The sequence below is a fragment of the Pseudomonas arsenicoxydans genome (assembly GCF_006438915.1).
In the GTDB taxonomy this organism is placed as follows: Bacteria; Pseudomonadota; Gammaproteobacteria; order Pseudomonadales; family Pseudomonadaceae; genus Aquipseudomonas; species Aquipseudomonas arsenicoxydans_A.
In genome coordinates this window covers 397113-419849 of the sequence record NZ_RCZE01000004.1, presented here as the reverse complement: position 1 = coordinate 419849, position 22737 = coordinate 397113, and the positions used below count along the sequence as shown (strand labels likewise).

Sequence of the window (22737 nt, the reverse complement as noted above, 5' to 3'; positions counted from 1 at the left end):
ATAGGGCACAAATTGAAGAGCTGGTTAAATAGTGTGGTGCAGTCATCACAGATCTTCACAAATCGACTCTTGATATCGACTAAAAGATCACCAGCGCGCGGGGAACGGGTGCTTTCCTGACCGGCTTCGCAGACCGTGTGCCGGGCAAGACGTCATCAATACTGCAGTTTTGTTGCGTAATCGCTAGAATGGCGGCCTTTGCGAAGTTCTGGAGTTTCCCCCTCATGCGCACTTTTCGGCTGGTGATTGCTTGCCCGGACCGCGTCGGCATCGTTGCTAAAGTCAGTAACTTTCTGGCGTCACATAACGGCTGGATCACCGAAGCGAGCCATCACTCGGACAACCTCAGTGGCTGGTTCTTCATGCGTCACGAAATTCGTGCCGATTCGCTGCCTTTCGGTATCGAAGCCTTTCGCGAAGCCTTTGCGCCGATAGCTGAAGAGTTCTCGATGAACTGGCGCATCACCGACACCGCGCAGAAAAAACGCGTGGTGTTGATGGCCAGCCGCGAATCCCATTGCCTGGCTGACTTGCTGCACCGCTGGCACAGCGATGAACTGGACTGCGAAATCTCCTGTGTGATTTCTAACCATGACGACTTGCGCAGCATGGTCGAGTGGCACGGCATTCCTTATTACCATGTGCCGGTCAATCCACAGGACAAAGAGCCGGCGTTCGCCGAAGTCTCGCGTCTGGTCAAACAGCATGAGGCTGAAGTGGTGGTACTTGCCCGTTACATGCAAATCCTGCCGCCAGCGTTGTGCAGCGAATATGCGCACAAGGTCATCAACATTCACCACAGCTTCCTGCCGTCGTTCGTTGGCGCCAAGCCTTATCACCAGGCTTCCTTGCGTGGCGTGAAGTTGATTGGCGCAACCTGCCACTACGTGACCGAAGAGCTGGATGCCGGCCCGATCATCGAGCAGGACGTGGTACGTGTCAGCCACAGTGACAGTATTGAAGACATGGTGCGTTTCGGCCGTGACGTCGAGAAGATGGTGCTGGCACGCGGTCTGCGTTATCACCTGGAAGACCGGGTGTTGGTACACGGCAACAAGACGGTCGTGTTCTGATAACAGCGCACTACAGTTGAAATTCGAAGGGCTTGGGCGTTCAATCGCTTCAGGCCCTTCGCCGTTTCTGCACTGAGGACTTTAACCATGGCCGATCCACTCGACAAAGCCACTTCCAAAGCGCCCGCTACTTTGGGCGAAGGTTGTTTGAGTCGTTATGACCCGGATGACATGAGCCCGGAAGATGGCACGGAGTTTCCCGGTGCTGCCGAGTTGTGGGAACAGTTACAGCAAGGCCCCGAAGACAAGATCAAGCCTGTTTGACCTTCATCAACTTCCGCAATAGCGGCCGTCCCAGCATCAACAAAAACACCGGGCCACCCGCGATCAGGTAGAAGTAATAAGTCACCGCCCGCCAGATAAGAATCGCCGCGGCGGCGGTTGATTTTCCCACCATGGGCGCGAGTAAGGCTGCCGACGTCAACTCCGCCGCCCCGGCACCGCCCGGCAGCAGGCTGAATTGCCCGGCGCTGAGCGACAGCATCTGGATCAGGAAGCACCAGGCCCACTGCAAATCCGCCCCCAGCCCGCGCAATGCCAGATACAACACGCTGTAGCGCAATACCCAATGCACGCAGGTCAGCGCAAACACCGTGATCAATGTCTGCAAGGGCAACTTCAACGTGTCAGTGAAGGCGGCGAGGAAGTGCAGGAGTTTTCGTGCCCAGCGCAGGCGCGTCGTGCTTTTTACCTTCAGGCGAGCCAGTAACCGTCCGCTCAGGCGAATCAGCAGACGATGGTAGCGGGCGACCATCACGCAGCAGATCAACCCGCCGAACATCGAAATCACGCTGACAGTCAGTAACCACTCCATGCGCTGGCTGAGGTGCTGGAACAGCGCATAAATCAAAATCCCGCTCAGGGCACAGAGAAAAAACAGCAGGTCGCTGAGTTGATCCATGGCGAACACCGCGCTGCCTCTGGCCGGTCGCACACCATTGCGCGCGAGCAACGCCATGATCGCCAGCGGTCCACCGCTGCCGCCGGGTGTGGCGCAATAGGCAAACTCGGCGGCCATGACCACGCCGAGGCTTTTGAGCGGGCTGACCTTGTCGCGCTGATCGCCCAGCAACAGGCGCAGACGCAGGGTGTTCACCCCCCAGCACAGCAGAATCATGCCGAACATGATCAGTAGCCAGCTCACTGGAAAGCTTTGCAGCCGCGACCAGGTCTGGTTACCGCCCAGCAGCAGCGGGATCAGCACCGCCGCCAGCAGGGCGACGAACAGCAGAATGCCCCGGCTCATGCGGCGCGACCGAGCGGGTCGCGTTGCAGCGCCAGCCATTGCGATTTGGTCATTGGTACGCGCCCGCCATCGAGCAAGCGCTTGAGGGTTTGCAACCAGTAATGGCGGGAGAACTCGTGGCGCATGTCCACCGGGTGCAGGCCCAGCCGAATGACCGGCGCCTCGCGCCATTGTTGTTCGCGCTGATCGCTGAGCAGTTTCGACAGGCCCCGGCGCCAGGCACTGCGCGCGCTCCAGACCAGACCGGGTGCATCAATCGGTGTGAAATCCGGTAATTGATATAAATGCTGGGCGTCGCTGGTGTAGCGCAGTGGCAGTTGGCGCAAGGCCTCACGCGTGCCTTTGCTCATCAGCCAGGCCGGGGCGACAAACCCTTCCAGCGGCCAGTGGTAGCGATCAAAGACCTCAATGCCTGCGCGCAGCCGGTCGAGGGCTGCGTGTTGCGACAGAGTGTAAAACTCGCCTTCATGGGTGTAGATCCGTCGCATGAACCAGTCTCGTGGGGTGCCGGGCGGTGGGCCTTCATCGCAATGAAAGTAGCCGTGCAATGCCAGTTCGTCACCTCGTACAACACGATGGGTGAGCACGCGTCGAAATCCCGGATGAGCCTCAAGGCTGTTGTGTTTGTGAAAATCCGGCACCACCAGCCAGGTCATCGGCACCTCGCCCAAGGCGTCGACGGCTTCAACGAAAGGTTGATAGTCGGCCAAGGTCGACGGCGCTACGTCGTGCAATACCAGTAACACGCTGGGCGGGTTCATCGGGTTATCCATTGGCCGCCAGCGGCCATGGGCTGCCGAGTACGGCGTGATAATGCCCCAGCAGGCTGTTGACCACGGTATCCCAGCTGTATTGTCGCTCGACGTGACGGCGCGCTGTTTTGCCCATCGCCACGCTGCCCTGACTGAACAACTCGCGAACGGCGTTGGCCATGGCCGTCGAATTGTTCGGCGTGCAGAGCAAACCGCAGTGCTCGGTCACAATTTCCGGAAAGGCGCCGGCGGCCACGGCGACCACCGGAATACCGCTGGCCATGGCTTCGAGTATCACCAGCCCGAACGTTTCCTGGTCGCCGGCATGCAACAAGGCATCGGCGCTGGCCATCAATCGCGCGACGTGTGCGGCCGGGCAGAACCCGTCGACCACCGTGACGTTGTCCGGCACCGTGGCCGGCATCGACGAACCCACCAGCAGCAGGTGAAAACGCGGCCCCAGACGTACCATGCACTTGAGCAGCACCGGCAGGTTTTTTTCCTTGGAACCGCGCCCGGCGAAAATCAGCAGGTGCGTGTTTTCATCAATGCCCAGTTCGGCGCGCAGACCAGGATCTCGGGCGCTGGGGTTGAAAGTCTGCAAGTCGACGCCCAAGGGTTGGACGTAGACGTTTTTCACGCCCAGTGCGCTCAATTTGTCGGCCATGACCCGGCTCGGCGCCAGCACCCGGTCGAAGTTGCCGTAGAGCTTGCTGACATAGGCCTCGACATTGGTGGTGACCCAGTTGCCCATCCGGTTGCTGACCAGCAGCGGCAAGTCCGAGTGATAAAAACCGATGACAGGGACATCCAGTTGGCGCCGCGCGTCGAGTGCCGCCCAAGCGGTGAGATACGGGTCGCCCACTTCGATCAGATCGGGCTGTAAATCCTGAAGGACATTTCGCCAGGGAGCGAGGCGCAGCGGAAAACGATAACCCTTGCCAAAGGGCAGAGCGGGGGCGGGCACCGTGTAGACGCCATCCGTTTCACTCAGGTGAGCGCCTGGAATCAACAGACTGTGGCGAATGCCTGGCTTTATCCCCAGGCGACGGTGCTTGGCATCCAGATACGTGCGCACGCCACCGCTGGCCGGGGCGTAGAACATGGTGATGTCCGCGATATGCACGATGAGCTGCCCTCCGGTCTGTTGCTCTCCTTTGGTTGACCTTTATGAAGGATAGATGTTCGGTTGGGGTTTTGTGGCGGGGTGTCAGCGGGGATTGTGGTGTTTTGCAGGACGCCTTCGCGAGCAAGCCCGCTCCCACATTTAACCGAGTTCTTCCAGAAAGAATGCGATCGAATGTGGGAGCGGGCTTGCTCGCGAAGGGGCCTTCAGAATCAGCTTAGATTCGGAAACTGCCTACCAATTGCTTCAGTCGCGAAGCCTGCTGCTCAAGATCCGAGCATGCGCGCAACGTCGATTGCAGGTTTTCCACGCCTTCCTGGTTCAGCGTATTGATCTCGGTAATGTCGACGTTGATCGACTCCACCACCGCGGTCTGCTCTTCCGTCGCGGTCGCCACCGATTGGTTCATGCCGTCGATTTCGCCGATGCGCAACGTCACGCTGTTCAAACGCTCGCCGGCCAGGTTGGCGATTTCCACGCTGTCCTGACTGTGGCGCTGGCTGTCGCTCATGGTGCTGACGGATTCGCGGGCGCCGACTTGCAGCTCCTCGATCATGGTCTGCACCTGTTGCGCCGATTCCTGGGTGCGGTGCGCCAGGTTACGGACTTCATCCGCCACCACCGCGAAACCGCGGCCGGCTTCACCGGCGCGGGCCGCTTCGATGGCGGCGTTGAGTGCCAGCAGGTTGGTTTGCTGGGAAATGCTGGTGATCACTTCGAGGATTTGACCGATGTTCACGGTTTTGCTGTTCAGCGATTCGATGTTGGTGCTCGAGGCGCTGAGCATGCTCGACAGCTGATTCATCGCTTTGATGCTGCGGTCCACCACTTGCTGGCCGTCTTCGGCCAGGCTGCGGGCATCGCTGGCCTGACTCGACGCTTGCGCGGCGTTGCGGGCGATTTCCTGGGCGGCGGCCCCGAGCTGATTGATCGCGGCGGCGACGCTGCTGGTGCGCGAGGCCTGCTGATCGGAGTTGAACATCGAGGAGTTCGAGGCGGCCACCACGCGCAGCGCCACTTCGTTGACTTGCCCGGTGGCCGAGGACACTTCACGGATAGAGGTATGAACACGTTCGACAAAACGGTTGAACGCGGTACCGAGGAGGCCGAATTCATCGTTGTTCTGGATGGTCAGGCGCTTGGTCAGGTCGCCTTCACCGTCGGCGATGTCTTCCATGGCACGGGTCATGACGTGCAATGGCTGGATCAGGATGCGGATCAGCATGCCCAGCAGCGCGATGATGATCGCCACGGCAATGATGGTCGCGACCACGGCCGATGCGCGGAACGAACTGAGCATCGAGAAGGCTTTGTCCTTGTCCACCGACAAGCCGATGTACCAGTTGACCGAGGGCAGGCCTTTGATCGCGGTGAAAGTGACGATGCGCGCCTTGCCGTCGACGTCGACCTCACTGAAGCCGCTGCTGATGCGCGGGGTATTTTTCGGGTACGCCTCGCTCAGGGACTTCATCACCAGGGCTTTGTCCGGGTGCACCAGGATCTTGCCGTCGGCGCTGACCAGGAAGGCATACCCCATGCCGCCGAAATCGCGGGCACTAAGGGTGTCGATCAGGGTTTGCAGGCTCAGGTCGCCGCCCACCACACCGACGCTTTGCCCGGCCTTCTTCGAGGCAGTGGCGATGGAGATGATGGTCTGGCCGGTGGCTGCGTCGATGTACGGTTCGGTCAGGGTCGCGGTGCTGCTGCTTTCTGCGCCTTTGTACCAAGGGCGAACCCGTGGATCGAAGCCGGCAGGCATCTTGGCGTCGGGGCGAATGGTAAAGCTGCCGGAGGCATCGCCCAGGTAGGACGCCATGAAGGTTGACGTCAGGGCTTTCTGCTCAAGCAGGCTGGCGACGTTGGACTGTTCAGGGTTGATGGCGATGTTTTGAGCGAGGCTATCGATCAGCAGGATTCGGCCGGCCAACCAGGTCTGGATGTTGTTGGCGGTGACGTCGCCCATCTCATTGAGGTAATTGTCCAGGTCTTCACGGATGGCGTTGCGCTGTAAATAGTCGTTGTACAGGGTGAACGAGGCAAAGGCGGCAATAACGATGAGGGCGGCGGCAAGCAAAATTTTATGGCTGAAGCGCAGGTTTTTGTTCATGGCTTGGGGTTCCGCTAAGGTCTTATTATTCAGGGCGTGCTTTTATAAAGGCACGCAAAACGGGCAGGGTGAAAAGCAGCTGATAGTTCTGTCCTGTCCTTAGGGAATACCGACGCTGATTTCTGTATGGTCTCTTGTTTTGTATCGGCCGCGCCGGATCAAAGATTAACCATTGGGTGACAAAATGCCTGACTCATTGCAACTCGTTCTCGGTGCCGATCTTGCCGGCCAGCCCATCGCCCAGGCCATGCGTCTGGCGAACCGCCACGGTCTGGTCGCCGGCGCTACCGGGACCGGTAAAACCGTTACCTTGCAGCGCATGGCAGAAGCGTTCAGCGATGCTGGCGTGGCGGTTTTTGCCGCCGACATCAAGGGCGACCTGTGTGGCCTCGGTGCCGCCGGCAACCCCCAAGGCAAGATTGCCGAGCGCATCGCCGGGATGCCGTGGCTGAACCACAAGCCCCAGGCCTATCCCGTGACGCTGTGGGACATTCATGGCCAGTCCGGTCATCCATTGCGCACCACCTTGAGTGAAATGGGCCCGTTGTTGCTCGGCAGCCTGCTGGAACTGACCGACAGCCAGCAGTCGGCGTTGTACGCAGCGTTCAAGGTGGCGGACCGCGAAGGGTTGTTGCTGCTCGACCTCAAGGATCTGAAGGCGCTGCTCAATCACCTGCGTGACCACCCGGAAATGCTCGGGGATGACGCCGCGTTAATGACCACCGGCTCCAGCCAGGCGCTGTTGCGACGGCTGGCGACGCTGGAACAACAAGGCGCCGAAGCACTGTTCGGCGAGCCGGCGCTGCAACTCGAAGACATTCTGCAACCGACCGCTGACGGTCGCGGGCGCATTCATTTGCTGGATGCCAGCCGTCTGGTGCACGAAGCACCGAAGGTTTACGCAACTTTCTTGCTGTGGTTGCTCGCCGAGCTGTTCGAACAATTGCCGGAACGCGGTGATGCGGACAAACCGCTGTTGGCGTTGTTTTTTGACGAAGCGCATTTGCTGTTCGCCGGGACACCCAAGGCGTTGCAGGATCGACTGGAACAAGTGGTGCGGTTGATTCGTTCGAAAGGTGTGGGCGTGTATTTCGTCACCCAATCGCCGGGTGACCTGCCGGATGACGTGCTGGCTCAGTTGGGGCTACGCATCCAGCACGGTCTGCGCGCGTTCACCGCCAAGGAGCAGAAATCCTTGCGCGCCGTGGCCGAGGGCTTCCGGCCGAACCCGGCGTTCGATGCCTTGTCGGTGTTGACTGAGCTAGGGATCGGCGAGGCGCTGGTCGGGACGCTGGCCGATAAAGGCACGCCGGAGATGGTCCAGCGTGTGTTGATCGCGCCACCACAATCGCGGATCGGGCCATTGAGCGAGGCCGAGCGCACGATGCTGATCGCCGGTTCACCGTTCAAGGGGCGGTATGAGAAGCCGATTGATCGGGAATCGGCTTATGAAATATTGATGGGGCGCAAAGGGTTGGCGCCGGAGGCAGAAGCGGCGCCCGGCAAACCGGCGCCAGAGGAACCGAGCTTCACCGACAAGGCCGGAGAATTCCTCGGTACGGCGGCAGGGCAGGCGCTGAAATCGGCGATGCGCCAGGCAGCCAATCAGTTGGGCCGACAACTGGTACGCGGATTAATGGGCTCGCTACTGGGCGGCAAAAAAAGCCGCTAATAAACGGACACGGTCAAAATGTGGGAGCGGGCTTGCTCGCGAATGCGGTAGATCAGTCAACTTATGTGTTGAATGACACACCGCATTCGCGAGCAAGCCCGCTCCCACATTTCGTTTTGTGTCAGGTCTTGGGTTTTGCGTGCGCCGCAAGGCGTTCCAGTGCAGCCCGCAGATTCGGGTCGCTAATCCCCTCAGCCGTGGCCTGAATGGTCGCGCCCGCATCGGATGACAAACTGATGGTGTGTCCCGCAGCACCTTGTTGCACGGTCGGTGGCTGAACTTTGAACAAAATCCGCGTCAGACTGGCGAATTCATCAAACATCTGTAATTGCCGTTGCAGACGCTTTTGCTGATAACGCAGGCGCGTTGCCCAATGTCCGTCGGTGACGATCAGCAACAAACTGCCTTCGCGCCACGACGCCACATGACAGTGTTCGCGAGCGGCGGGTTGCAATTGGCTTTCGAGCAGACGTTGTAAATGACCCAGGCGTTGAGCGTGGCCAAAAATAGCTTTCAGCGGCTTGGCTTCGCGAAGCAGGACGGCGGGTGCTCTGGCCGTAAGAGGGCGAAATGCCATGATCAGACACCTGAAGTAACAGAGCCGCTATGGTAGCAGAAAGCACCTCGTGCACCTGACCCATTGCTTTGCACTCGCTTTACCCATTAAATCAACAAGTAACTTCTGCCATGAATGGCTTGAAGTTCAGTAAAAAGCCCTTATTTTAAGTGAGCCCCGTTACAGCGCAGTGCATGCATCGTGGAATAACGCCACTTTCCTCACCATCGTTTCCGGGTAGAATGCTCGTTCGCATGCGGCCATGAGGGCTGCACGGGCGACTCACGGGGCCGCCCTCCATCCCTTTAGTGTGGAAGATCCTGCCGATATGTTTGCGCCTTTGTTAAAGAAACTTTTTGGAAGCAAGAACGAGCGCGAAGTCAAACGCATGCTCAAGACGGTGCAATTCGTCAATGCCTTCGAAGAGCAAATGGTGGCCCTTTCGGACGATCAATTGCGTGCCAAGACAGACGAGTTCAAGGCCCGCATCGCCAAAGGGGAATCCCTCGACAAGCTGCTGCCCGAAGCCTTTGCGGTCGCCCGCGAAGCCGGCAAGCGCGTCATGGGTATGCGCCACTTCGATGTCCAGCTGATCGGCGGCATGACCTTGCATGAAGGCATGATCGCGGAAATGCGTACCGGTGAAGGCAAGACCCTGGTGGCAACACTGGGCGTTTATCTCAACGCGCTGTCCGGCAAGGGCGTGCACGTAGTGACAGTGAACGACTACCTGGCCCGTCGTGACGCCAACTGGATGCGTCCGCTCTACGAATTCCTCGGCCTGACGGTCGGCGTTGTGACGCCGTTCCAGCCGCCGGAAGAAAAGCGCATGGCCTACGCCTGCGACATCACCTATGGCACCAACAACGAATTCGGTTTCGATTACCTGCGCGACAACATGGCGTTCAGCATGGAAGAAAAATTCCAGCGCGAACTCAATTTTGCCGTGATCGACGAAGTCGACTCCATCCTCATCGACGAAGCCCGTACCCCGCTGATCATCTCCGGTCAGGCCGAGGACAGCTCCAAGCTGTACATCGAGATCAACAAACTGATCCCGCAGCTGGAATTGCACATCGAAGAAGTTGAAGGCGAAGTCACCAAGGCCGGCCACTACACCGTCGACGAGAAAACCCGCCAGGTCGAACTCAACGAGGCCGGTCACCAGTACGTCGAAGAAACACTGACCTCCCTCGGTCTGCTGGCTGAAGGCGAAAGCCTGTATTCGGCACACAACCTGGGTCTGTTGACCCACGTTTATGCCGGCCTGCGTGCGCACAAACTGTTCCACCGCAACGTCGAGTACATCGTGCAGGACGGTCAGGTTGTCCTGGTCGACGAACACACCGGTCGTACCATGCCGGGCCGTCGTTTGTCCGAAGGCCTGCACCAGGCCATCGAAGCCAAGGAAAACCTGAACATCCAGGCCGAAAGCCAGACCTTGGCATCGACCACGTTCCAGAACTACTTCCGTCTGTACAACAAACTGTCCGGCATGACCGGTACAGCCGACACCGAAGCGTTCGAGTTCCATCAGATCTATGGCCTGCAGGTCATGGTCATTCCGCCGAACAAGCCGTTGGCCCGTAAGGACTACAACGACCTGGTGTTCCTGACGGCCGACGAGAAGTACACGGCTATCGTGGCGGACATCAAGGAAAGCATGGCGGCGGGCCGTCCGGTGCTGGTAGGTACCGCGACCATCGAAACTTCCGAGCACATGTCCCGCCTGCTCGTGGAACAAGGCATCGAACACAAGGTTCTGAACGCCAAGTTCCACGAAAAGGAAGCCGAGATCATTGCCCAGGCCGGTCGCCCAGGCGCACTGACCATCGCTACCAACATGGCCGGTCGTGGTACCGACATCCTGTTGGGCGGTAACTGGGAAGTGGAAGTGGCCTCCCTGGAAGATCCGACGCCAGAGCAGATCGCCCAGATCAAGGCCGACTGGCAGAAGCGTCACCAGCAAGTGCTCGAGTCGGGCGGCTTGCAGGTCATTGCTTCCGAGCGTCACGAATCGCGCCGTATCGACAACCAGCTGCGTGGTCGTGCCGGCCGTCAGGGCGACGCCGGTTCCAGCCGCTTCTACCTGTCGCTGGAAGACAGCCTGATGCGTATCTTCGCCTCTGACCGGGTGAAGAATTTCATGAAGGCCCTGGGCATGCAGCCAGGCGAGGCGATCGAGCACCGCATGGTGACCAACGCCATCGAAAAGGCTCAGCGCAAGGTTGAAGGCCGTAACTTCGACATTCGTAAGCAATTGCTCGAGTTCGACGACGTCAACAACGAACAGCGTAAAGTGATTTATCACATGCGCAACACGTTGCTGGCCGCTGACAACATTGGCGAAACCATCGCCGACTTCCGTCAGGACGTGCTCAACGCCACCGTCAGCGCGCACATTCCACCGCAATCGCTGCCAGAGCAGTGGGACGTGGCCGGTCTGGAAGCTGCGTTGCAGAGCGACTTCGGTGTGGCGCTGCCGATCCAGCAATGGCTCGACGAAGACGATCACCTGTACGAAGAAACCCTGCGCGAGAAGCTGATGCAAGAGCTGATGGCGGCGTACAACGAGAAAGAAGACCAGGCGGGCGCCGAAGCGCTGCGCAGCTTCGAGAAACAAATCGTGCTGCGCGTGCTGGACGACCTGTGGAAAGACCACCTGTCGACCATGGACCACTTGCGTCACGGCATTCACTTGCGTGGCTATGCCCAGAAGAACCCGAAGCAAGAGTACAAGCGCGAGTCGTTCACGCTGTTCTCCGAGCTGCTGGATTCGATCAAGCGCGACTCGATCCGTGTGCTGTCTCACGTTCAGGTTCGCCGCGAAGATCCGGAAGCCGAAGAGCAACGCCTGCGTCAGGAAGCCGAAGCACTGGCCGCACGCATGCAGTTCCATCACGAAGAAGCACCGGGTCTTGAGCAAGTGGAACCGTTGGGCGAAGAGATTGATGTCGCCCTCGCCGTGGCACCGGTTCGCAACGAGCAGAAGCTGGGCCGTAACGAACTGTGTTACTGCGGTTCGGGCAAGAAATTCAAGCATTGCCACGGGCAGATCCAGTAAACCCCGTTTCAATCGCTGAAATACCCGCGCCGCGACCGGCATCACCCGTCGCGGCGTTTTGCCATTTAATACCGCCGTTCATCGCATGACGGTGATGACTACATTTTTTGAGGAGCGCATTCATGGCTGTTGGTCTTGGTCCTTTGCCAACGTTGCACCCGGTTGCCGGTTTTGAACTCGGTATCGCCTCGGCCGGCATCAAGCGCCCGGGGCGCAAGGATGTCGTGGTCATGCGCTGCGCCGAAGGCTCCACCGTCGCGGGCGTCTTCACCCTTAACGCCTTTTGCGCCGCCCCGGTGATCCTGGCCAAGCAACGTGTGCAAGGCCCGGTGCGTTACCTGTTGACCAACACCGGCAATGCCAACGCCGGCACCGGCGAACCTGGCCTGGCCGCCGCCGAACGTACGTGCGCCAAACTGGCTGAACTGACGGGCGTTGATGCCAGCCTGGTGCTGCCGTACTCCACCGGCGTCATCGGTGAGCCACTGCCGGTCGAGAAAATCGAAGGCGCGCTGCAAGCAGCCCTCGACGACCTGTCAATCAATAATTGGGAAGCGGCCGCCACCGGCATCATGACCACCGACACCCTGCCCAAGGGTGCCAGCCGCCAGTTCCAGCATGATGGCGTGATCATCACCGTCACCGGCATCAGCAAAGGCGCGGGCATGATTCGTCCAAACATGGCGACCATGCTCGGCTACATCGCCACCGACGCCAAAGTCGCCCGTGACGTGTTGCAGAACCTGCTGCTGGACGGTGCCAACAAGTCGTTCAATCGCATCACCATCGACGGCGACACCTCGACCAACGACTGCTGCATGCTGATCGCTACCGGTCAGGCGGCGCTGCCGGAAATCACCCGTGCCGAAGGCGAGTTGTTCGCCAAGTTGAAGCAAGCGGTGTTCGAAGTGTGCATGGACGTGGCCCAGGCCATCGTCCGCGACGGCGAAGGCGCGACCAAGTTCGTCACCGTTGAAGTCAATGGCGGTGGCAATCACCAGGAATGCCTGGACGTCGGCTACACCGTGGCGCACTCGCCGCTGATCAAGACGGCGCTGTTTGCCTCTGATCCAAACTGGGGCCGCATCCTGGCAGCCGTTGGCCGTGCCGGCGTGCCGAACCTGGACGTGAGCAAGATCGACGTGTTCCTCGGTGACGTGTGCATTGCCAGCCGTGGCGCACGTGCTGCGACGTACACCGAAGCCCAGGGCGCTGCGGTCATGCAGCAGGAAGAGATCACCATCCGTATCGAGTTGGGCCGCGGCGATTGCAGCGAAACCATCTGGACCACCGACTTGTCCCACGAATACGTGAAGATCAACGCCGAGTACCGTACTTAAGACCGAGTCGCCCCCTTCGCGAGCAAGCCCGCTCCCACATTTGACCGAGTGCTTCCAGAATAAATGCGATCGAATGTGGGAGCGGGCTTGCTCGCGAAGGCTGACTTCCAGTCACCCTCTAAAGTGGCTTGTTTACTCCATCAAAGGTCCCGAACATGAGCCTGCACCTGATCATCGGCGACAAACTGCTTTCCTCCTGGTCCCTGCGCGGCGCACTGGCCCTCGACCTGACCGGCGCGGCCTACACCGAAGAACTGATCAAACTGGGTCAACCCGACACCCGCGAACGCCTGCTCAAACATTCGCCAACCGGCAAAGTCCCACTACTGAAAACCGAGCACGGCACCATCGCCGATTCCCTGGCGATTGCCGAGTACCTGGCTGAGCAATTCCCCGATGCCGGCCTCTGGCCAAAAGACACCGCCGCCCGTGCCCAGGCGCGTTCGGCTTGTGCGCAGATGCACGCCGGGTTCTTTGCCATGCGCGGCAATATGCCGTTCGACCTGAGTCGCGATGCGCCGCTGTCGTCGGCGCCTGATGATGTTCAGGCTGACATCCAGCGCATGCTGGCCTTGTGGGCTGAATGTCGTGCAGCAGCGACCGACACTGGCCCGTTCCTGTTCGGCGGCGCAACCCTGGCCGATGCATTCTTCGCCCCGATTGCCGTACGCCTGCGCACCTATCAGGTGAAATTGCCGGCAGCGGACGAGGCCTACGTCGAAGCGATCTACCAGTGGCCGGCATTCAAAGCCTGGCAGAAGGCAGGTCTGGAGGAGGTCGGGCAGTGAAACGAGTCCATGTAGCCGCTGCCGTTATCCGTGATAACAGCGGCAAGATCCTTATTGCACGCCGTGCCGACACTCAGCACCAAGGTGGTTTGTGGGAGTTTCCCGGTGGCAAGGTCGAGGGCGACGAGTCCGTCGAAACCGCGCTGAACCGTGAACTTCAGGAAGAGCTGGGCATTGTGGTCAGCGCCGCACGACCGTTGATCAAGGTTCATCACGACTACCCGGACAAGCAGGTGTTGCTGGATGTCTGGGAAGTCTCGGCCTTTACCGGCGAACCCCACGGCGCCGAAGGTCAGCCGCTGGAGTGGGTGTCTGCGCGCGACCTGGTGAACTACGAGTTCCCGGCGGCCAATCAACCGATCGTCGCGGCTGCACGTTTGCCGACCGAATACTTGATTACCCCTGAAGACCTGGAGACCCCGGCCTTGCTGCGTGGCATCCAGAAAGCCATCGCCGGCGGGATCAAGCTGATCCAGCTGCGGGCGCCCAATGGCTACGATCCGAAATACCGCGACCTGGCGGTGGACGCGGCGGGGCTGTGTGCCGGCAAGGCGCAGCTGATGATCAAGGGGCCGTTCGAGTGGCTCGGTGATTTCCCGTCAGCCGGTTGGCACATCACCTCGGCCCAGTTGCGTAAATACGCGGCGGCGGGGCGACCACTGCCGGCATCGCGCTGGTTGGCGGCGTCGTGTCATAACGCTGAAGAACTGGCGTTGGCCGAGCAGATGGGTGTGGACTTTGTGACCTTGTCGCCGGTGCAGAAGACCCAGACTCATCCTGAGGCTCAGCCGTTGGGTTGGGATCAGGCTTCGGCGTTGATTGCGGGCTTCAGCAAGCCGGTGTTCCTGTTGGGCGGTGTTGGCCCGACAGAACGGCAGCAAGCCTGGGAAGCCGGGGCGCAGGGTGTGGCGGGGATTCGGGCGTTCTGGCCGGATTCTTTGGCGTAGCTACTGGCCCCTTCGCGAGCAAGCCCGCTCCCACATTTGATCTGAGTACACTCGGTCGAAATGTGGGAGCGGGCTTGCTCGCGAAGGCGTCCTGACAGACGCCGGTTAATCCTGAGGCTTCACCGCCGCCTGCCACAAAATCTCCGCAACCCCCTGCCGCTTGGCAATCAACCGCGCCACCACAAACAACAGATCCGACAACCGATTGATATACGCCAACCCAACCCCGGCCAACGGCTCAATCGCATTCAACTGCTGACACCGTCGCTCCGCGCTGCGCGCCAGGCTTCTGCACACATGCGCCTGAGCGATCAACACTGAACCGCCGGGCAGAATGAAGTTCTCCAGCGGTCCCAGCTCTTCATTCCAGCGATCTATCGCCGCTTCCAGGCGTTCGATTTCTGCCGTGTCCAACGCCTGATACACCGGCATCGCCAGCTCGCCACCCAAGTCGAACAAGCGGTGCTGACAAGGCGCCAACACCTCGATCACCTCGTTCAAGCCCGGATACGTGACGCTTTCTGCCGCCAACCCGGCCAACAGCACACCGACCTGACTGTTCAGCGAATCGACTTCGCCAATCGCCTCGATCCGTGGGTGGTCCTTGGGCACCCGGCGACCATCGCCGAGCCCGGTTTCGCCTTTGTCGCCAGTGCGGGTGTAAATCTTCGACAAGCGAAAGCCCATGGGTTACCTCGATAGCTGATTGAGTTCTTGGGAGATGACCGGCGCACCCGACAAGGGCAGGCGCAAGGTGAAACAGGTGCCTTGGCCCGGCGTCGACTGCACTTCCATCTGCCCCTTGTGATTATTGGTGATGATGAAATAGGAGACCGACAGGCCCAAACCAGTGCCCTGGCCGATTTCCTTGGTGGTGAAGAACGGCTCGAACGTGCGTTTTCGTACGTTTTCGCTCATGCCGATACCGTTGTCCTCGACCTGGATTTCCGCCCAGGGCGGGTTCAGCTTGGTGCGCAGAATGATCCGCCCCGGCTCGCTATCGTCCTCGCGCTGGTGAATGGCCTGAGCCGCGTTTTTCAACAGGTTGAGTAGCACCTGCTCGAGTTCGTTGGCCGTGCCGGGCACCGGGCCTAGGGCCGGATCGAACTGGCGAATGATCGCCTGCCCCTTGAAGTCGAAACCGATCGCCAGGTCGAAGTCGTTACCGGCGATTTCCACCGCTTGATCGATCAGCGCCGGCAGGTCGCACGGGGCCATTTGCCGGGTACTGCGGCGGCTGAAGCTGAGCATGTGCGTCACAATCTTCGCTGCGCGGGCGCCGGCCTGCTGAATGCCATCGAGCAATTGCGGCACTTCGCGCGCCTTCAGGTACTGGTTGACCGTTTCCAGCTCGATACCGATGTGCTCGGCCTGCTCCATGTTCTTCGGCAGGTCAGGTGACAGGCGTCGGCGGATGTTCTGCACGTTATGCAGGATCGCACCCAGCGGGTTATTGATTTCGTGGGCCATGCCGGCGGCGAGGCCACCGACCGAGAGCATTTTTTCCGACTGCACCATCATTTCCTCCAGTGACAGACGTTGGGTGATGTCGTCGATCCGGATCACCACGCCACGCCCGGCACCGCCCATCAACGGGTAAAAGGTCAGGGCGTAATGCTTGGGCTCATCGTCCTTGAACCACGTCACCCGCTCGATCTTGGCCACGGTGTGCTGCTCGACGGTTTGCTTGAGCTGGGGCAGAAACGGCTTCAATGGTTCGAAGGCGAGGAAGATCGGCTGGTTCAGCGCTTCGTCCAGGCGCGTGCCGGACAAGGCGCTGGCCTCCTGATTCCACTGGGTCACGTAGAGCTGTTCGTCGAGGGCGATCAGCGCTGACGGCATGGAGTCGATGATGCTGTTGAGGTAGTTCTGGAAACCGGTGAGCTTCTTCTCGATCTTGCTGCGCACCTGGACTTCGAGTTCCAGCTTGCGATTGGTATGGCGGGTTTCTTCGGCCAGGCCCTGGGCCTGGTCGTAAGCGGCCTGGGAGTCGTCCCGGGCACGCTTGAGTTGCTGCTCCCGGGCCTCGATCCTCGAGAGCATGGTGTTGAACGCCTCGGCGAGGCTGCCGATTTCGTCGTGGTTGCCACGGGAGGCCCGCAGCGCATAGTTCTCTTCGCGAGTCACCTGCCGGGACAGCTCTTCGAGCTCATGGATGGGGCGGGTAATCAGGCGTTTGATTTGCCGGGCGATCACCAGCCACAACAGCACACTGAAGATCAGGATGCCCAGGCTGGCGGTCAAGGTACCGGTGTAAAACGCCATCGGCAGCTCGCTGCTGGCCACCAACAGCAAATGGCCGGGCTCAGTGCCGGGGCGGGGCAGGGTGATCAGTTGATTGCTGCGAAACTCGGTCGCTTGCCAGGCCTCGATGTGCTGATAACGCCCCGGCAGGCTCAGCTTGTTGCCATGCTGCAACTGCGCCAACCGTTCGCCCTTGCCGTCATAGATGGCGGCGGCACGCAGTGGAGAGTAACTGTCGAGTTCGTTGAGCAGGCGTTCGGCGTTTTGTGGCGTCTTCAAGGCATCGGCCACCAGGCTCGGGTTCGACACCAGTCGGCCAATGGTCTGCAAGGCTTGGGGCGCCATGCTTTCCTGGGAAATGTAGTACGCCGCGCTGATGAACGTCAGGTTGGCGACCAGCAGGATGGTGATCAACAGCACCAGCAGGGCGGCCAGCAGTTTCTGGCCGACGGGGAGGTTTTCGAGGCGCTGGCGCAATGGCATCAGGTTCGTCGCTTAAATGGAACACGTGGCCAGCGTAGCCGCTGCTCAGTCGCTGGGCAATCCAAGGCTGTGCAGATGGCCGATCAGCCGCTGCTGTAATTGATGCAGGTGGGGCAGGTTCAGTTGATGACGCTCGGCCACTGTGCAGACATGGCCCAGCAGGTAGGTGATTTCGGTGCGGCGCTGATTCGCGACGTCCTGATACATGGAGGAGTAATTGGCCGCTGTGGCGTGGATGACGCGCTCGACTTCCTGTTGCAGGTTTTCTGCGGCGGCGGGCTGACCACAACGTTGCAGCAACTCGCTCAATTCACCGCAGAGGGTCGCGACTTCGCATTGATGCGCCTGCAAGCCGCCATTACGGCAATTGTGAAGGACTGTCAGGGGATTGATCGCACAGTTAAGCGCCAGTTTTCGCCACAGCCGCGTGAGGATGTCGATGCTCCATTCATGGGGAATCCCGGCAGCCACCAGGTCATCCAGCCAAATCGGCGCCACCGGATGGCCTGCGTCCCCCAGCCAGGTGTAACCGTGGCCGGCGAACACCACGCGCCAGTCGCCATCGCGAAACGCGCCTTCGGTACTTGATGCACTCACGCAACGGGCTTTCGGTACCTGCGCCGCCACGGCGTCCTGACTGCCGAGGCCGTTCTGCAACAGGATCAGCTCGGCGTCGGGTGTCAGGCGTGGCGCCAGTTGTGCGACGGCTTTCTCGGCGTCGTAAGCCTTGCAGGCCACCAGCAGGCGGCTGATCGGCTCGCGGCTGTCCGGTGTTTCGCCGGGGATGTCATAGGTGTTGGCTGTGCCGTGCTCGACCAGCGTCAAACCACCCGCGGCTTGATACGCCTGCAAGCGCTGCGCATCCCGAACGATCAGCCTGACCGGCAAATCGGCCCGCGCCAGACGTGTGGCCCACAATGTGCCGAGGCTGCCGGCGCCCAATACATGCCAGGGGGTCGACATCAGCTTTTTGCTCGGTTTGAGGCAGGCATGTGAGGCTCGCAGTATCGGTTGGAAAAGACCCGTTATAATGAGCCCGATTTTAACCGCAAGCCAAGCGCGCGCCATTGCAATCGAGCGCGCCTTTTTATTGGAGAGATTACATGCCGTCGTTCGACGTGGTATCCGAACTGGACAAACACGAAGTCACCAACGCGGTCGAAAACGCCGTCAAGGAACTCGATCGCCGTTATGACCTGAAAGGCAAGGGCACCTTCGAGTTCAAGGAAAAGGACCTGACCGTCAACCTGACCGCCGAGGCCGACTTCCAGCTCGAAGCGATGATCGAGATCCTCAAGCTGGCCTTGGTCAAACGCAAAATCGACGTGCAGTGCCTTGAAGTCAAGGATGCCTACGCGTCGGGCAAGCTGATGAAGCAGGAAGCGGTCCTCAAGGAAGGCATCGACAAGGAGCTGGCGAAGAAAATCGTCGCTCACGTCAAAGACGCCAAGCTCAAGGTCCAGGCTGCCATTCAGGGCGAGCAAGTGCGCATTACCGGCAAGAAGCGTGACGATTTGCAGGAAGCCATCGCGGCCCTGCGCGCCAAGACGTTCGATATGCCGCTGCAGTTCAACAACTTCCGCGACTGACCTTCAACTCGGGACCTGTGGGAGCGGGCTTACCCGCGAAGGCTGCTTCACATTTAACAGAAATGTTGACTGATCCAGCGCTTTCGCGAGCCCGCTCGCTCCCACCCGGATTGCACATAACCCAGGAGAAATAATATGGATTTGAATGCTGAAGTGGACCACCTGGTCAAGGCTTCCCAAGCCTGGATTCCAATGCTCATGGAATACGGCAGCCGCGTGTTGCTGGCCGTCATCACCCTGGCTGTCGGTTGGTGGCTGATCAACAAAGTGACGCAAAAGCTCGGCGGTCTGCTGGCCCTGCGTAACGCCGACCTGGCGCTTCAAGGGTTCATCAGCAGCCTGGCGAACATCATTCTCAAGGTGTTGCTGATTGTCAGCGTCGCGTCGATGATCGGTGTGGAAACCACCTCGTTCGTTGCGGCGATCGGTGCAGCGGGTCTGGCCATCGGTCTGGCCTTGCAAGGCAGCCTGGCAAACTTCGCCGGCGGCGTGTTGATTCTGTTGTTCCGTCCGTTTCGCATCGGTGACTGGATCGAAGCCCAAGGTGTTGCCGGTACCGTCGACAGCATTCAGATCTTCCACACCGTACTGCGTACCGGCGATAACAAAACCATCATCGTTCCCAACGGTAACTTGTCGAACGGCATCATCACCAATACCAACCGTCAACCAACGCGCAAAGTAGTGTTCGATGTGGGTGTTGATTACGAAGCGGATCTGCAGAGGGCCCGTGAAGTGTTGTTGGAACTGGCCAAAGATCCACGCGTATTGGCAGATCCGGCACCACAAGCCGTAGTTTCTACGCTGGGTGACAGTTCGATCACTCTTTCGCTTCGGGTCTGGGTAAAGACGGCGGATTACTGGGACGTGATGTTCATGTTTAACGAACAGTCCCGTGATCGTTTGAAAACTGCCGGGGTTGATGTTCCGTTGCCACAGCGGATGATTCGTGTGGTTCAGGAATCTGCGGTGCAGTGATTGTTTTTTGATCATGTCTGACTATTTGGTCGGGCATGTTTTCACGGATTTGATCGTTTTACCCAGTGTTTGTTGCCCAAGAAAAAAGGCCCATCCGAAGATGGGCCTTTTTTTGATTACCGCAAACTAACGCTCTGCAATTACAGAATGTTGAGCGGGTAGTCGGTGATCAGGCGGAACTCTTGAATATCGCCTTCGCCTTCGGCAGCGTTGGCGGTGTGCCATGCTTGACGGATGCGGAACGACAGGTCTTTAGCTGGGCCAGATTGAATAACGTACTTAACTTCCAGGTTGGTTTCGTGGTGCTTGCCGTTGTCGCCGTACAGACCAGCGTAAGCGCTGCCAGCTGGAGTGTTGGTGCCGTCGATGTTCCAACCTTTCACGTAACGGGTCATGAAGCTCAGACCAGGTACGCCGTATTCGGCCATTTTCAGGTCGTAACGGGCTTGTACAGACTTCTCGCCAGGGGCGTTGAAGTCAGAGTACTGGATGGAGTTGGCGAGGAAAATCGAGTCGCCGCCTTTGTTGTTGTCACCCACACCGATGTAGTCGAACGGGGTATCGCCGTTCACTTTCTGGAAGCCCAGGGTCAGGGTATGCGCTTTCAGGAACGAGAAAGCGGCAGCCAGGGAGTAGGCGTTGTTGCTGATTTCGCCTGCTTTAGCGTTACCGGTGTCCTTGGTGTTGTAGTAGTTACCGTCGAAGTTCAGCGACTGATCGCCACCCAGTGGGAGGGTGTAGTTCGCGTTCGCGTAGTACTGGTTCCAGACGTCTTCGAGCTTGGCACCGTAGAGCGAGAAGCTCAGGTTGTCGTTGAGGCCGTATTTGCCACCGAAGTAGTCGATGGAGTTGGCTTGTACGCCGGCGTAGGTAGCCCACAGGCTGCCGTCACGGGCGTTTGCGTTCTGGCTGGTCGCCGAGTAGAAGTGACCGGCTTCGAGGTCAAGGTCTTTGACTTCGCTGCTCTGCAGTTGGATACCGCTGGCAGTTTGGTGAAGGATACGGGAACCGCCAACAGCGAACACCGGAGAGGTGCTTGGCTGCATGTCGCCGATTTTCAGCTCGGTTTTGGAGATGCGGAACTTGGCGGCAGCGCCGGCTTTGCCCTGGCTGTCGTTGTTTTCGCCCTGACTGTTAAGGCTCAGGTTGCCCGAACCGGCGTACTTGTCGGTACCGTCAAGTTTGATTGCCAGTTGGCCCCATGCTTCAACGCCGACACCGATCAGACCTTGGGTGTAGCCCGAGCTGTACATGCCCTGAATACCTTGGGTCCAGTCTCTCTGATCGTTTGCACCATCAGTCTTGTTACGGTTGAAGTAGTAGTTGCGAACCAGCAAGTCGAGCTTGCTGTCTTCAACAAAACCTTTGGCTTCTGCCTGGTCGCTTACGAAAGGTGCGGCTACTGCCAACTGAGTACTGGCTGCTGCTGCAACTGCCAGTGCGATCATGCTCCACTTCATCACGCGCATCGTGATTTGCTCCTTTGGTTTTAGAAGAGTACTGCCGTCCCACCTGTTTTATTATCTGGGCGGCTCTTTCTTTTTGTGTCGGCGCAAACTTATATCACGCCGACCCTATTGGCGATACTTGCATATCTAACCTTTCAGCTTCTTTACGACCCTGTCGCAAACAGCTTGGTAGATGTCGCAAATTTACAGCCTCAATGCAAGCGGACCGGCAACTTTAACGTTGTTTTCCAGGGCTTGAACATCGGTAAAAAGAGTCCTTGATGAAACGTCTGAATCTCCATCGGGCAACCCTGCCGCTGTTTTTATTTGCCTTGACGACCCCACTTCCAGCAGAGGCATCCAAGGCGATGTGGGTGTGAATGCAACAAACGTGCACAAAACAGAAATCTGTTGCTGTTTTTTTCTGCCAGCCTGTCTATACGTGTAAAAACCTCATAAAACCGGGCGTTTCAAGCACGTTTTGTTCGGGCTTGACGCCAGGGTTTGCATCGTGTGTCAGCCTGCGGGTCGGTGCCGTGACAACCAAAAACGTTACCGGTTCACCCCAAATGTGAGTAGATCGCGGATGCTGACCGACTCAGCGTAGACGCGCTGTGCGGTTTTGGTGCAAAAAATCTTAATCGCTGTACTGAATTCATACAGTGTTGTTATTTGTCTGGTTCGGACACATCCTTGTTAATCAGTCATTTCGGCGCTTTTGGCCAGGTCGTTGGTCCTATGATGGTGCGTCTGGGCAGAAAATGTCTCATGGCGGGGCGCTTGTGTGGTCGTGAAGCGAGCGCCGTTCGCAGGTATGCTGCCGTCCTGTCGCTTGGCGCGCTGTCCCTCGGGAGGGCCGCTAAGCTGAAAAATGAGAATCAGGCGGGAGTGCGCACAGTGTTCGCTTTAGATCCACGGCTTCAACAAGACACGCTGCCGATCGGGGATTTCCCGCTCTGCCGGTTGCTGTTGTCCAACGACTCGAATTATCCCTGGTTCATCCTGGTGCCTCGTCGCGACGATATCAGCGAGATATTTCAGTTGGGTGTCTCCGAGCAGCAACAGCTCTGGCAGGAGACGACCGCGCTGGCGGAAACCCTCAAGGATGCGTTCGACGCCGACAAGTTGAATGTCGCGACTTTGGGTAATGTCGTCAGCCAATTGCACATGCATGTGATCGTGCGCAAACGCGAGGACGCGGCCTGGCCTGCGCCGGTCTGGGGTAAAGTACCGGCCAAACCCTACGAGGCCGACCAGATTGCAGCGATTCGCGAACGGCTGCGTTTGGTACTGACCGAAGACTTTACGTTTCTGGAGGGTTGAA

Annotated in this window: 20 protein-coding genes and 1 pseudogene; 10 read left to right on the top strand and 11 right to left on the bottom strand. The window is 59.1% G+C overall.

Annotation, left to right across the window (positions count from 1 at the left end):
- Window positions 1-224 precede the first annotated feature (224 nt).
- Window positions 225-1073, top strand: coding sequence for a formyltetrahydrofolate deformylase (purU, locus tag EAH78_RS11065; RefSeq protein WP_140667564.1), 849 nt, complete (start codon window positions 225-227; stop codon window positions 1071-1073).
- Between the two features lie 87 nt (window positions 1074-1160).
- Window positions 1161-1337, top strand: coding sequence for a hypothetical protein (locus EAH78_RS32305; RefSeq protein WP_170219113.1), 177 nt, complete (start codon window positions 1161-1163; stop codon window positions 1335-1337).
- On the opposite strand, the gene EAH78_RS11060 is transcribed toward EAH78_RS32305, so the two are convergent.
- The 5 genes and pseudogenes from EAH78_RS11060 to EAH78_RS33270 form a co-directional block, all read right to left on the bottom strand.
- Window positions 1324-2319: a lysylphosphatidylglycerol synthase transmembrane domain-containing protein gene (locus EAH78_RS11060; RefSeq protein ID WP_140667563.1), complete on the bottom strand. Its 996-nt coding sequence runs from the start codon at window positions 2317-2319 to the stop codon at window positions 1324-1326. The genes EAH78_RS32305 and EAH78_RS11060 overlap by 14 nt on opposite strands.
- Entirely contained in the window at window positions 2316-3092 is a 777-nt protein-coding gene (locus EAH78_RS11055; protein ID WP_140667562.1) for a DUF2334 domain-containing protein, read from the bottom strand. The genes EAH78_RS11060 and EAH78_RS11055 overlap by 4 nt, the downstream gene beginning before the upstream one ends.
- Window positions 3085-4197, bottom strand: a complete 1113-nt coding sequence (locus EAH78_RS11050) for a glycosyltransferase family 4 protein (protein ID WP_140667561.1) — start codon at window positions 4195-4197, stop codon at window positions 3085-3087. The genes EAH78_RS11055 and EAH78_RS11050 overlap by 8 nt, the downstream gene beginning before the upstream one ends.
- A 217-nt stretch (window positions 4198-4414) precedes the next feature.
- Window positions 4415-5179, bottom strand: a complete 765-nt coding sequence (locus EAH78_RS33275; RefSeq protein ID WP_430539927.1) for a methyl-accepting chemotaxis protein — start codon at window positions 5177-5179, stop codon at window positions 4415-4417.
- A gap of 93 nt (window positions 5180-5272) precedes the next feature.
- Window positions 5273-6304 (bottom strand): annotated as a pseudogene (locus EAH78_RS33270) (HAMP domain-containing protein); the annotation flags it as partial.
- A gap of 184 nt (window positions 6305-6488) precedes the next feature.
- On the opposite strand from EAH78_RS33270, the gene EAH78_RS11040 reads away from it, so the two are divergent.
- Window positions 6489-7976, top strand: coding sequence for a helicase HerA-like domain-containing protein (locus tag EAH78_RS11040; protein WP_140667559.1), 1488 nt, complete (start codon window positions 6489-6491; stop codon window positions 7974-7976).
- A gap of 121 nt (window positions 7977-8097) precedes the next feature.
- On the opposite strand, the gene EAH78_RS11035 is transcribed toward EAH78_RS11040, so the two are convergent.
- Complete coding sequence (locus EAH78_RS11035) at window positions 8098-8553, bottom strand: DUF721 domain-containing protein (protein WP_123432965.1); 456 nt, start codon at window positions 8551-8553, stop codon at window positions 8098-8100.
- A gap of 307 nt (window positions 8554-8860) precedes the next feature.
- On the opposite strand from EAH78_RS11035, the gene secA reads away from it, so the two are divergent.
- Complete coding sequence (secA, locus tag EAH78_RS11030) at window positions 8861-11596, top strand: preprotein translocase subunit SecA (protein WP_140667558.1); 2736 nt, start codon at window positions 8861-8863, stop codon at window positions 11594-11596.
- On the opposite strand, the gene EAH78_RS32130 is transcribed toward secA, so the two are convergent.
- Window positions 11568-11720 (bottom strand): hypothetical protein, encoded by a 153-nt coding sequence (locus tag EAH78_RS32130; protein WP_161599679.1) that lies wholly within the window; start codon window positions 11718-11720, stop codon window positions 11568-11570. The two genes, secA and EAH78_RS32130, sit on opposite strands and share 29 nt — an antisense overlap.
- On the opposite strand from EAH78_RS32130, the gene argJ reads away from it, so the two are divergent.
- The 3 genes from argJ to EAH78_RS11015 all read left to right on the top strand — a co-directional run bounded on the left by argJ (window position 11719) and on the right by EAH78_RS11015 (window position 14671).
- Complete coding sequence (gene argJ / locus EAH78_RS11025; RefSeq protein ID WP_140667557.1) at window positions 11719-12936, top strand: bifunctional glutamate N-acetyltransferase/amino-acid acetyltransferase ArgJ; 1218 nt, start codon at window positions 11719-11721, stop codon at window positions 12934-12936. The two genes, EAH78_RS32130 and argJ, sit on opposite strands and share 2 nt — an antisense overlap.
- Window positions 12937-13091: 155 nt before the next feature.
- Window positions 13092-13724 (top strand): glutathione S-transferase family protein, encoded by a 633-nt coding sequence (locus EAH78_RS11020; protein ID WP_140667556.1) that lies wholly within the window; start codon window positions 13092-13094, stop codon window positions 13722-13724.
- Complete coding sequence (locus EAH78_RS11015) at window positions 13721-14671, top strand: Nudix family hydrolase (protein ID WP_140667555.1); 951 nt, start codon at window positions 13721-13723, stop codon at window positions 14669-14671. The genes EAH78_RS11020 and EAH78_RS11015 overlap by 4 nt, the downstream gene beginning before the upstream one ends.
- Window positions 14672-14776: 105 nt before the next feature.
- On the opposite strand, the gene EAH78_RS11010 is transcribed toward EAH78_RS11015, so the two are convergent.
- The 3 genes from EAH78_RS11010 to EAH78_RS11000 are packed head-to-tail and all read right to left on the bottom strand — an operon-like array spanning window position 14777 to window position 18361.
- Window positions 14777-15358 (bottom strand): cob(I)yrinic acid a,c-diamide adenosyltransferase, encoded by a 582-nt coding sequence (locus tag EAH78_RS11010; protein WP_140667554.1) that lies wholly within the window; start codon window positions 15356-15358, stop codon window positions 14777-14779.
- A 3-nt stretch (window positions 15359-15361) separates the two neighbouring features.
- On the bottom strand, window positions 15362-17398 hold the full coding sequence (locus EAH78_RS11005) for a sensor histidine kinase (RefSeq protein ID WP_140667553.1): 2037 nt from the start codon (window positions 17396-17398) through the stop codon (window positions 15362-15364).
- A gap of 45 nt (window positions 17399-17443) precedes the next feature.
- Window positions 17444-18361, bottom strand: coding sequence for a putative 2-dehydropantoate 2-reductase (locus EAH78_RS11000; protein ID WP_140667552.1), 918 nt, complete (start codon window positions 18359-18361; stop codon window positions 17444-17446).
- Window positions 18362-18501: 140 nt separating this feature from the next.
- On the opposite strand from EAH78_RS11000, the gene EAH78_RS10995 reads away from it, so the two are divergent.
- Both EAH78_RS10995 and EAH78_RS10990 read left to right on the top strand, forming a co-directional pair.
- On the top strand, window positions 18502-18987 hold the full coding sequence (locus EAH78_RS10995) for a YajQ family cyclic di-GMP-binding protein (RefSeq protein ID WP_007906601.1): 486 nt from the start codon (window positions 18502-18504) through the stop codon (window positions 18985-18987).
- A 135-nt stretch (window positions 18988-19122) separates the two neighbouring features.
- Complete coding sequence (locus EAH78_RS10990) at window positions 19123-19965, top strand: mechanosensitive ion channel family protein (protein ID WP_140667551.1); 843 nt, start codon at window positions 19123-19125, stop codon at window positions 19963-19965.
- A 140-nt stretch (window positions 19966-20105) separates the two neighbouring features.
- On the opposite strand, the gene EAH78_RS10985 is transcribed toward EAH78_RS10990, so the two are convergent.
- On the bottom strand, window positions 20106-21434 hold the full coding sequence (locus EAH78_RS10985) for an OprD family porin (protein WP_140667550.1): 1329 nt from the start codon (window positions 21432-21434) through the stop codon (window positions 20106-20108).
- An 876-nt stretch (window positions 21435-22310) separates the two neighbouring features.
- Between EAH78_RS10985 and EAH78_RS10980 the strand changes: the two genes are divergently transcribed.
- The gene (locus tag EAH78_RS10980; RefSeq protein ID WP_140667622.1) at window positions 22311-22736 is read left to right on the top strand and encodes an HIT domain-containing protein; all 426 of its coding nucleotides are present in this window, start codon (window positions 22311-22313) and stop codon (window positions 22734-22736) included.
- Window position 22737 lies beyond the last annotated feature (1 nt).

Coding starts and splice junctions, on each gene's coding strand:
- EAH78_RS11035 (WP_123432965.1), bottom strand. CDS start 8,553: ATGGCATTTCGCCCTCTTACGGCCAGAGCACCCGCCGTCCTGCTTCGC.
- argJ (WP_140667557.1), top strand. CDS start 11,719: ATGGCTGTTGGTCTTGGTCCTTTGCCAACGTTGCACCCGGTTGCCGGT.
- secA (WP_140667558.1), top strand. CDS start 8,861: ATGTTTGCGCCTTTGTTAAAGAAACTTTTTGGAAGCAAGAACGAGCGC.
- EAH78_RS33275 (WP_430539927.1), bottom strand. CDS start 5,179: ATGTTCAACTCCGATCAGCAGGCCTCGCGCACCAGCAGCGTCGCCGCC.
- EAH78_RS11005 (WP_140667553.1), bottom strand. CDS start 17,398: ATGCCATTGCGCCAGCGCCTCGAAAACCTCCCCGTCGGCCAGAAACTG.
- EAH78_RS11010 (WP_140667554.1), bottom strand. CDS start 15,358: ATGGGCTTTCGCTTGTCGAAGATTTACACCCGCACTGGCGACAAAGGC.
- EAH78_RS11055 (WP_140667562.1), bottom strand. CDS start 3,092: ATGGATAACCCGATGAACCCGCCCAGCGTGTTACTGGTATTGCACGAC.
- EAH78_RS11020 (WP_140667556.1), top strand. CDS start 13,092: ATGAGCCTGCACCTGATCATCGGCGACAAACTGCTTTCCTCCTGGTCC.
- EAH78_RS10990 (WP_140667551.1), top strand. CDS start 19,123: ATGGATTTGAATGCTGAAGTGGACCACCTGGTCAAGGCTTCCCAAGCC.
- EAH78_RS11060 (WP_140667563.1), bottom strand. CDS start 2,319: ATGAGCCGGGGCATTCTGCTGTTCGTCGCCCTGCTGGCGGCGGTGCTG.
- EAH78_RS32305 (WP_170219113.1), top strand. CDS start 1,161: ATGGCCGATCCACTCGACAAAGCCACTTCCAAAGCGCCCGCTACTTTG.
- EAH78_RS32130 (WP_161599679.1), bottom strand. CDS start 11,720: ATGAATGCGCTCCTCAAAAAATGTAGTCATCACCGTCATGCGATGAAC.
- purU (WP_140667564.1), top strand. CDS start 225: ATGCGCACTTTTCGGCTGGTGATTGCTTGCCCGGACCGCGTCGGCATC.
- EAH78_RS11000 (WP_140667552.1), bottom strand. CDS start 18,361: ATGTCGACCCCCTGGCATGTATTGGGCGCCGGCAGCCTCGGCACATTG.
- EAH78_RS10995 (WP_007906601.1), top strand. CDS start 18,502: ATGCCGTCGTTCGACGTGGTATCCGAACTGGACAAACACGAAGTCACC.
- EAH78_RS10985 (WP_140667550.1), bottom strand. CDS start 21,434: ATGCGCGTGATGAAGTGGAGCATGATCGCACTGGCAGTTGCAGCAGCA.
- EAH78_RS11040 (WP_140667559.1), top strand. CDS start 6,489: ATGCCTGACTCATTGCAACTCGTTCTCGGTGCCGATCTTGCCGGCCAG.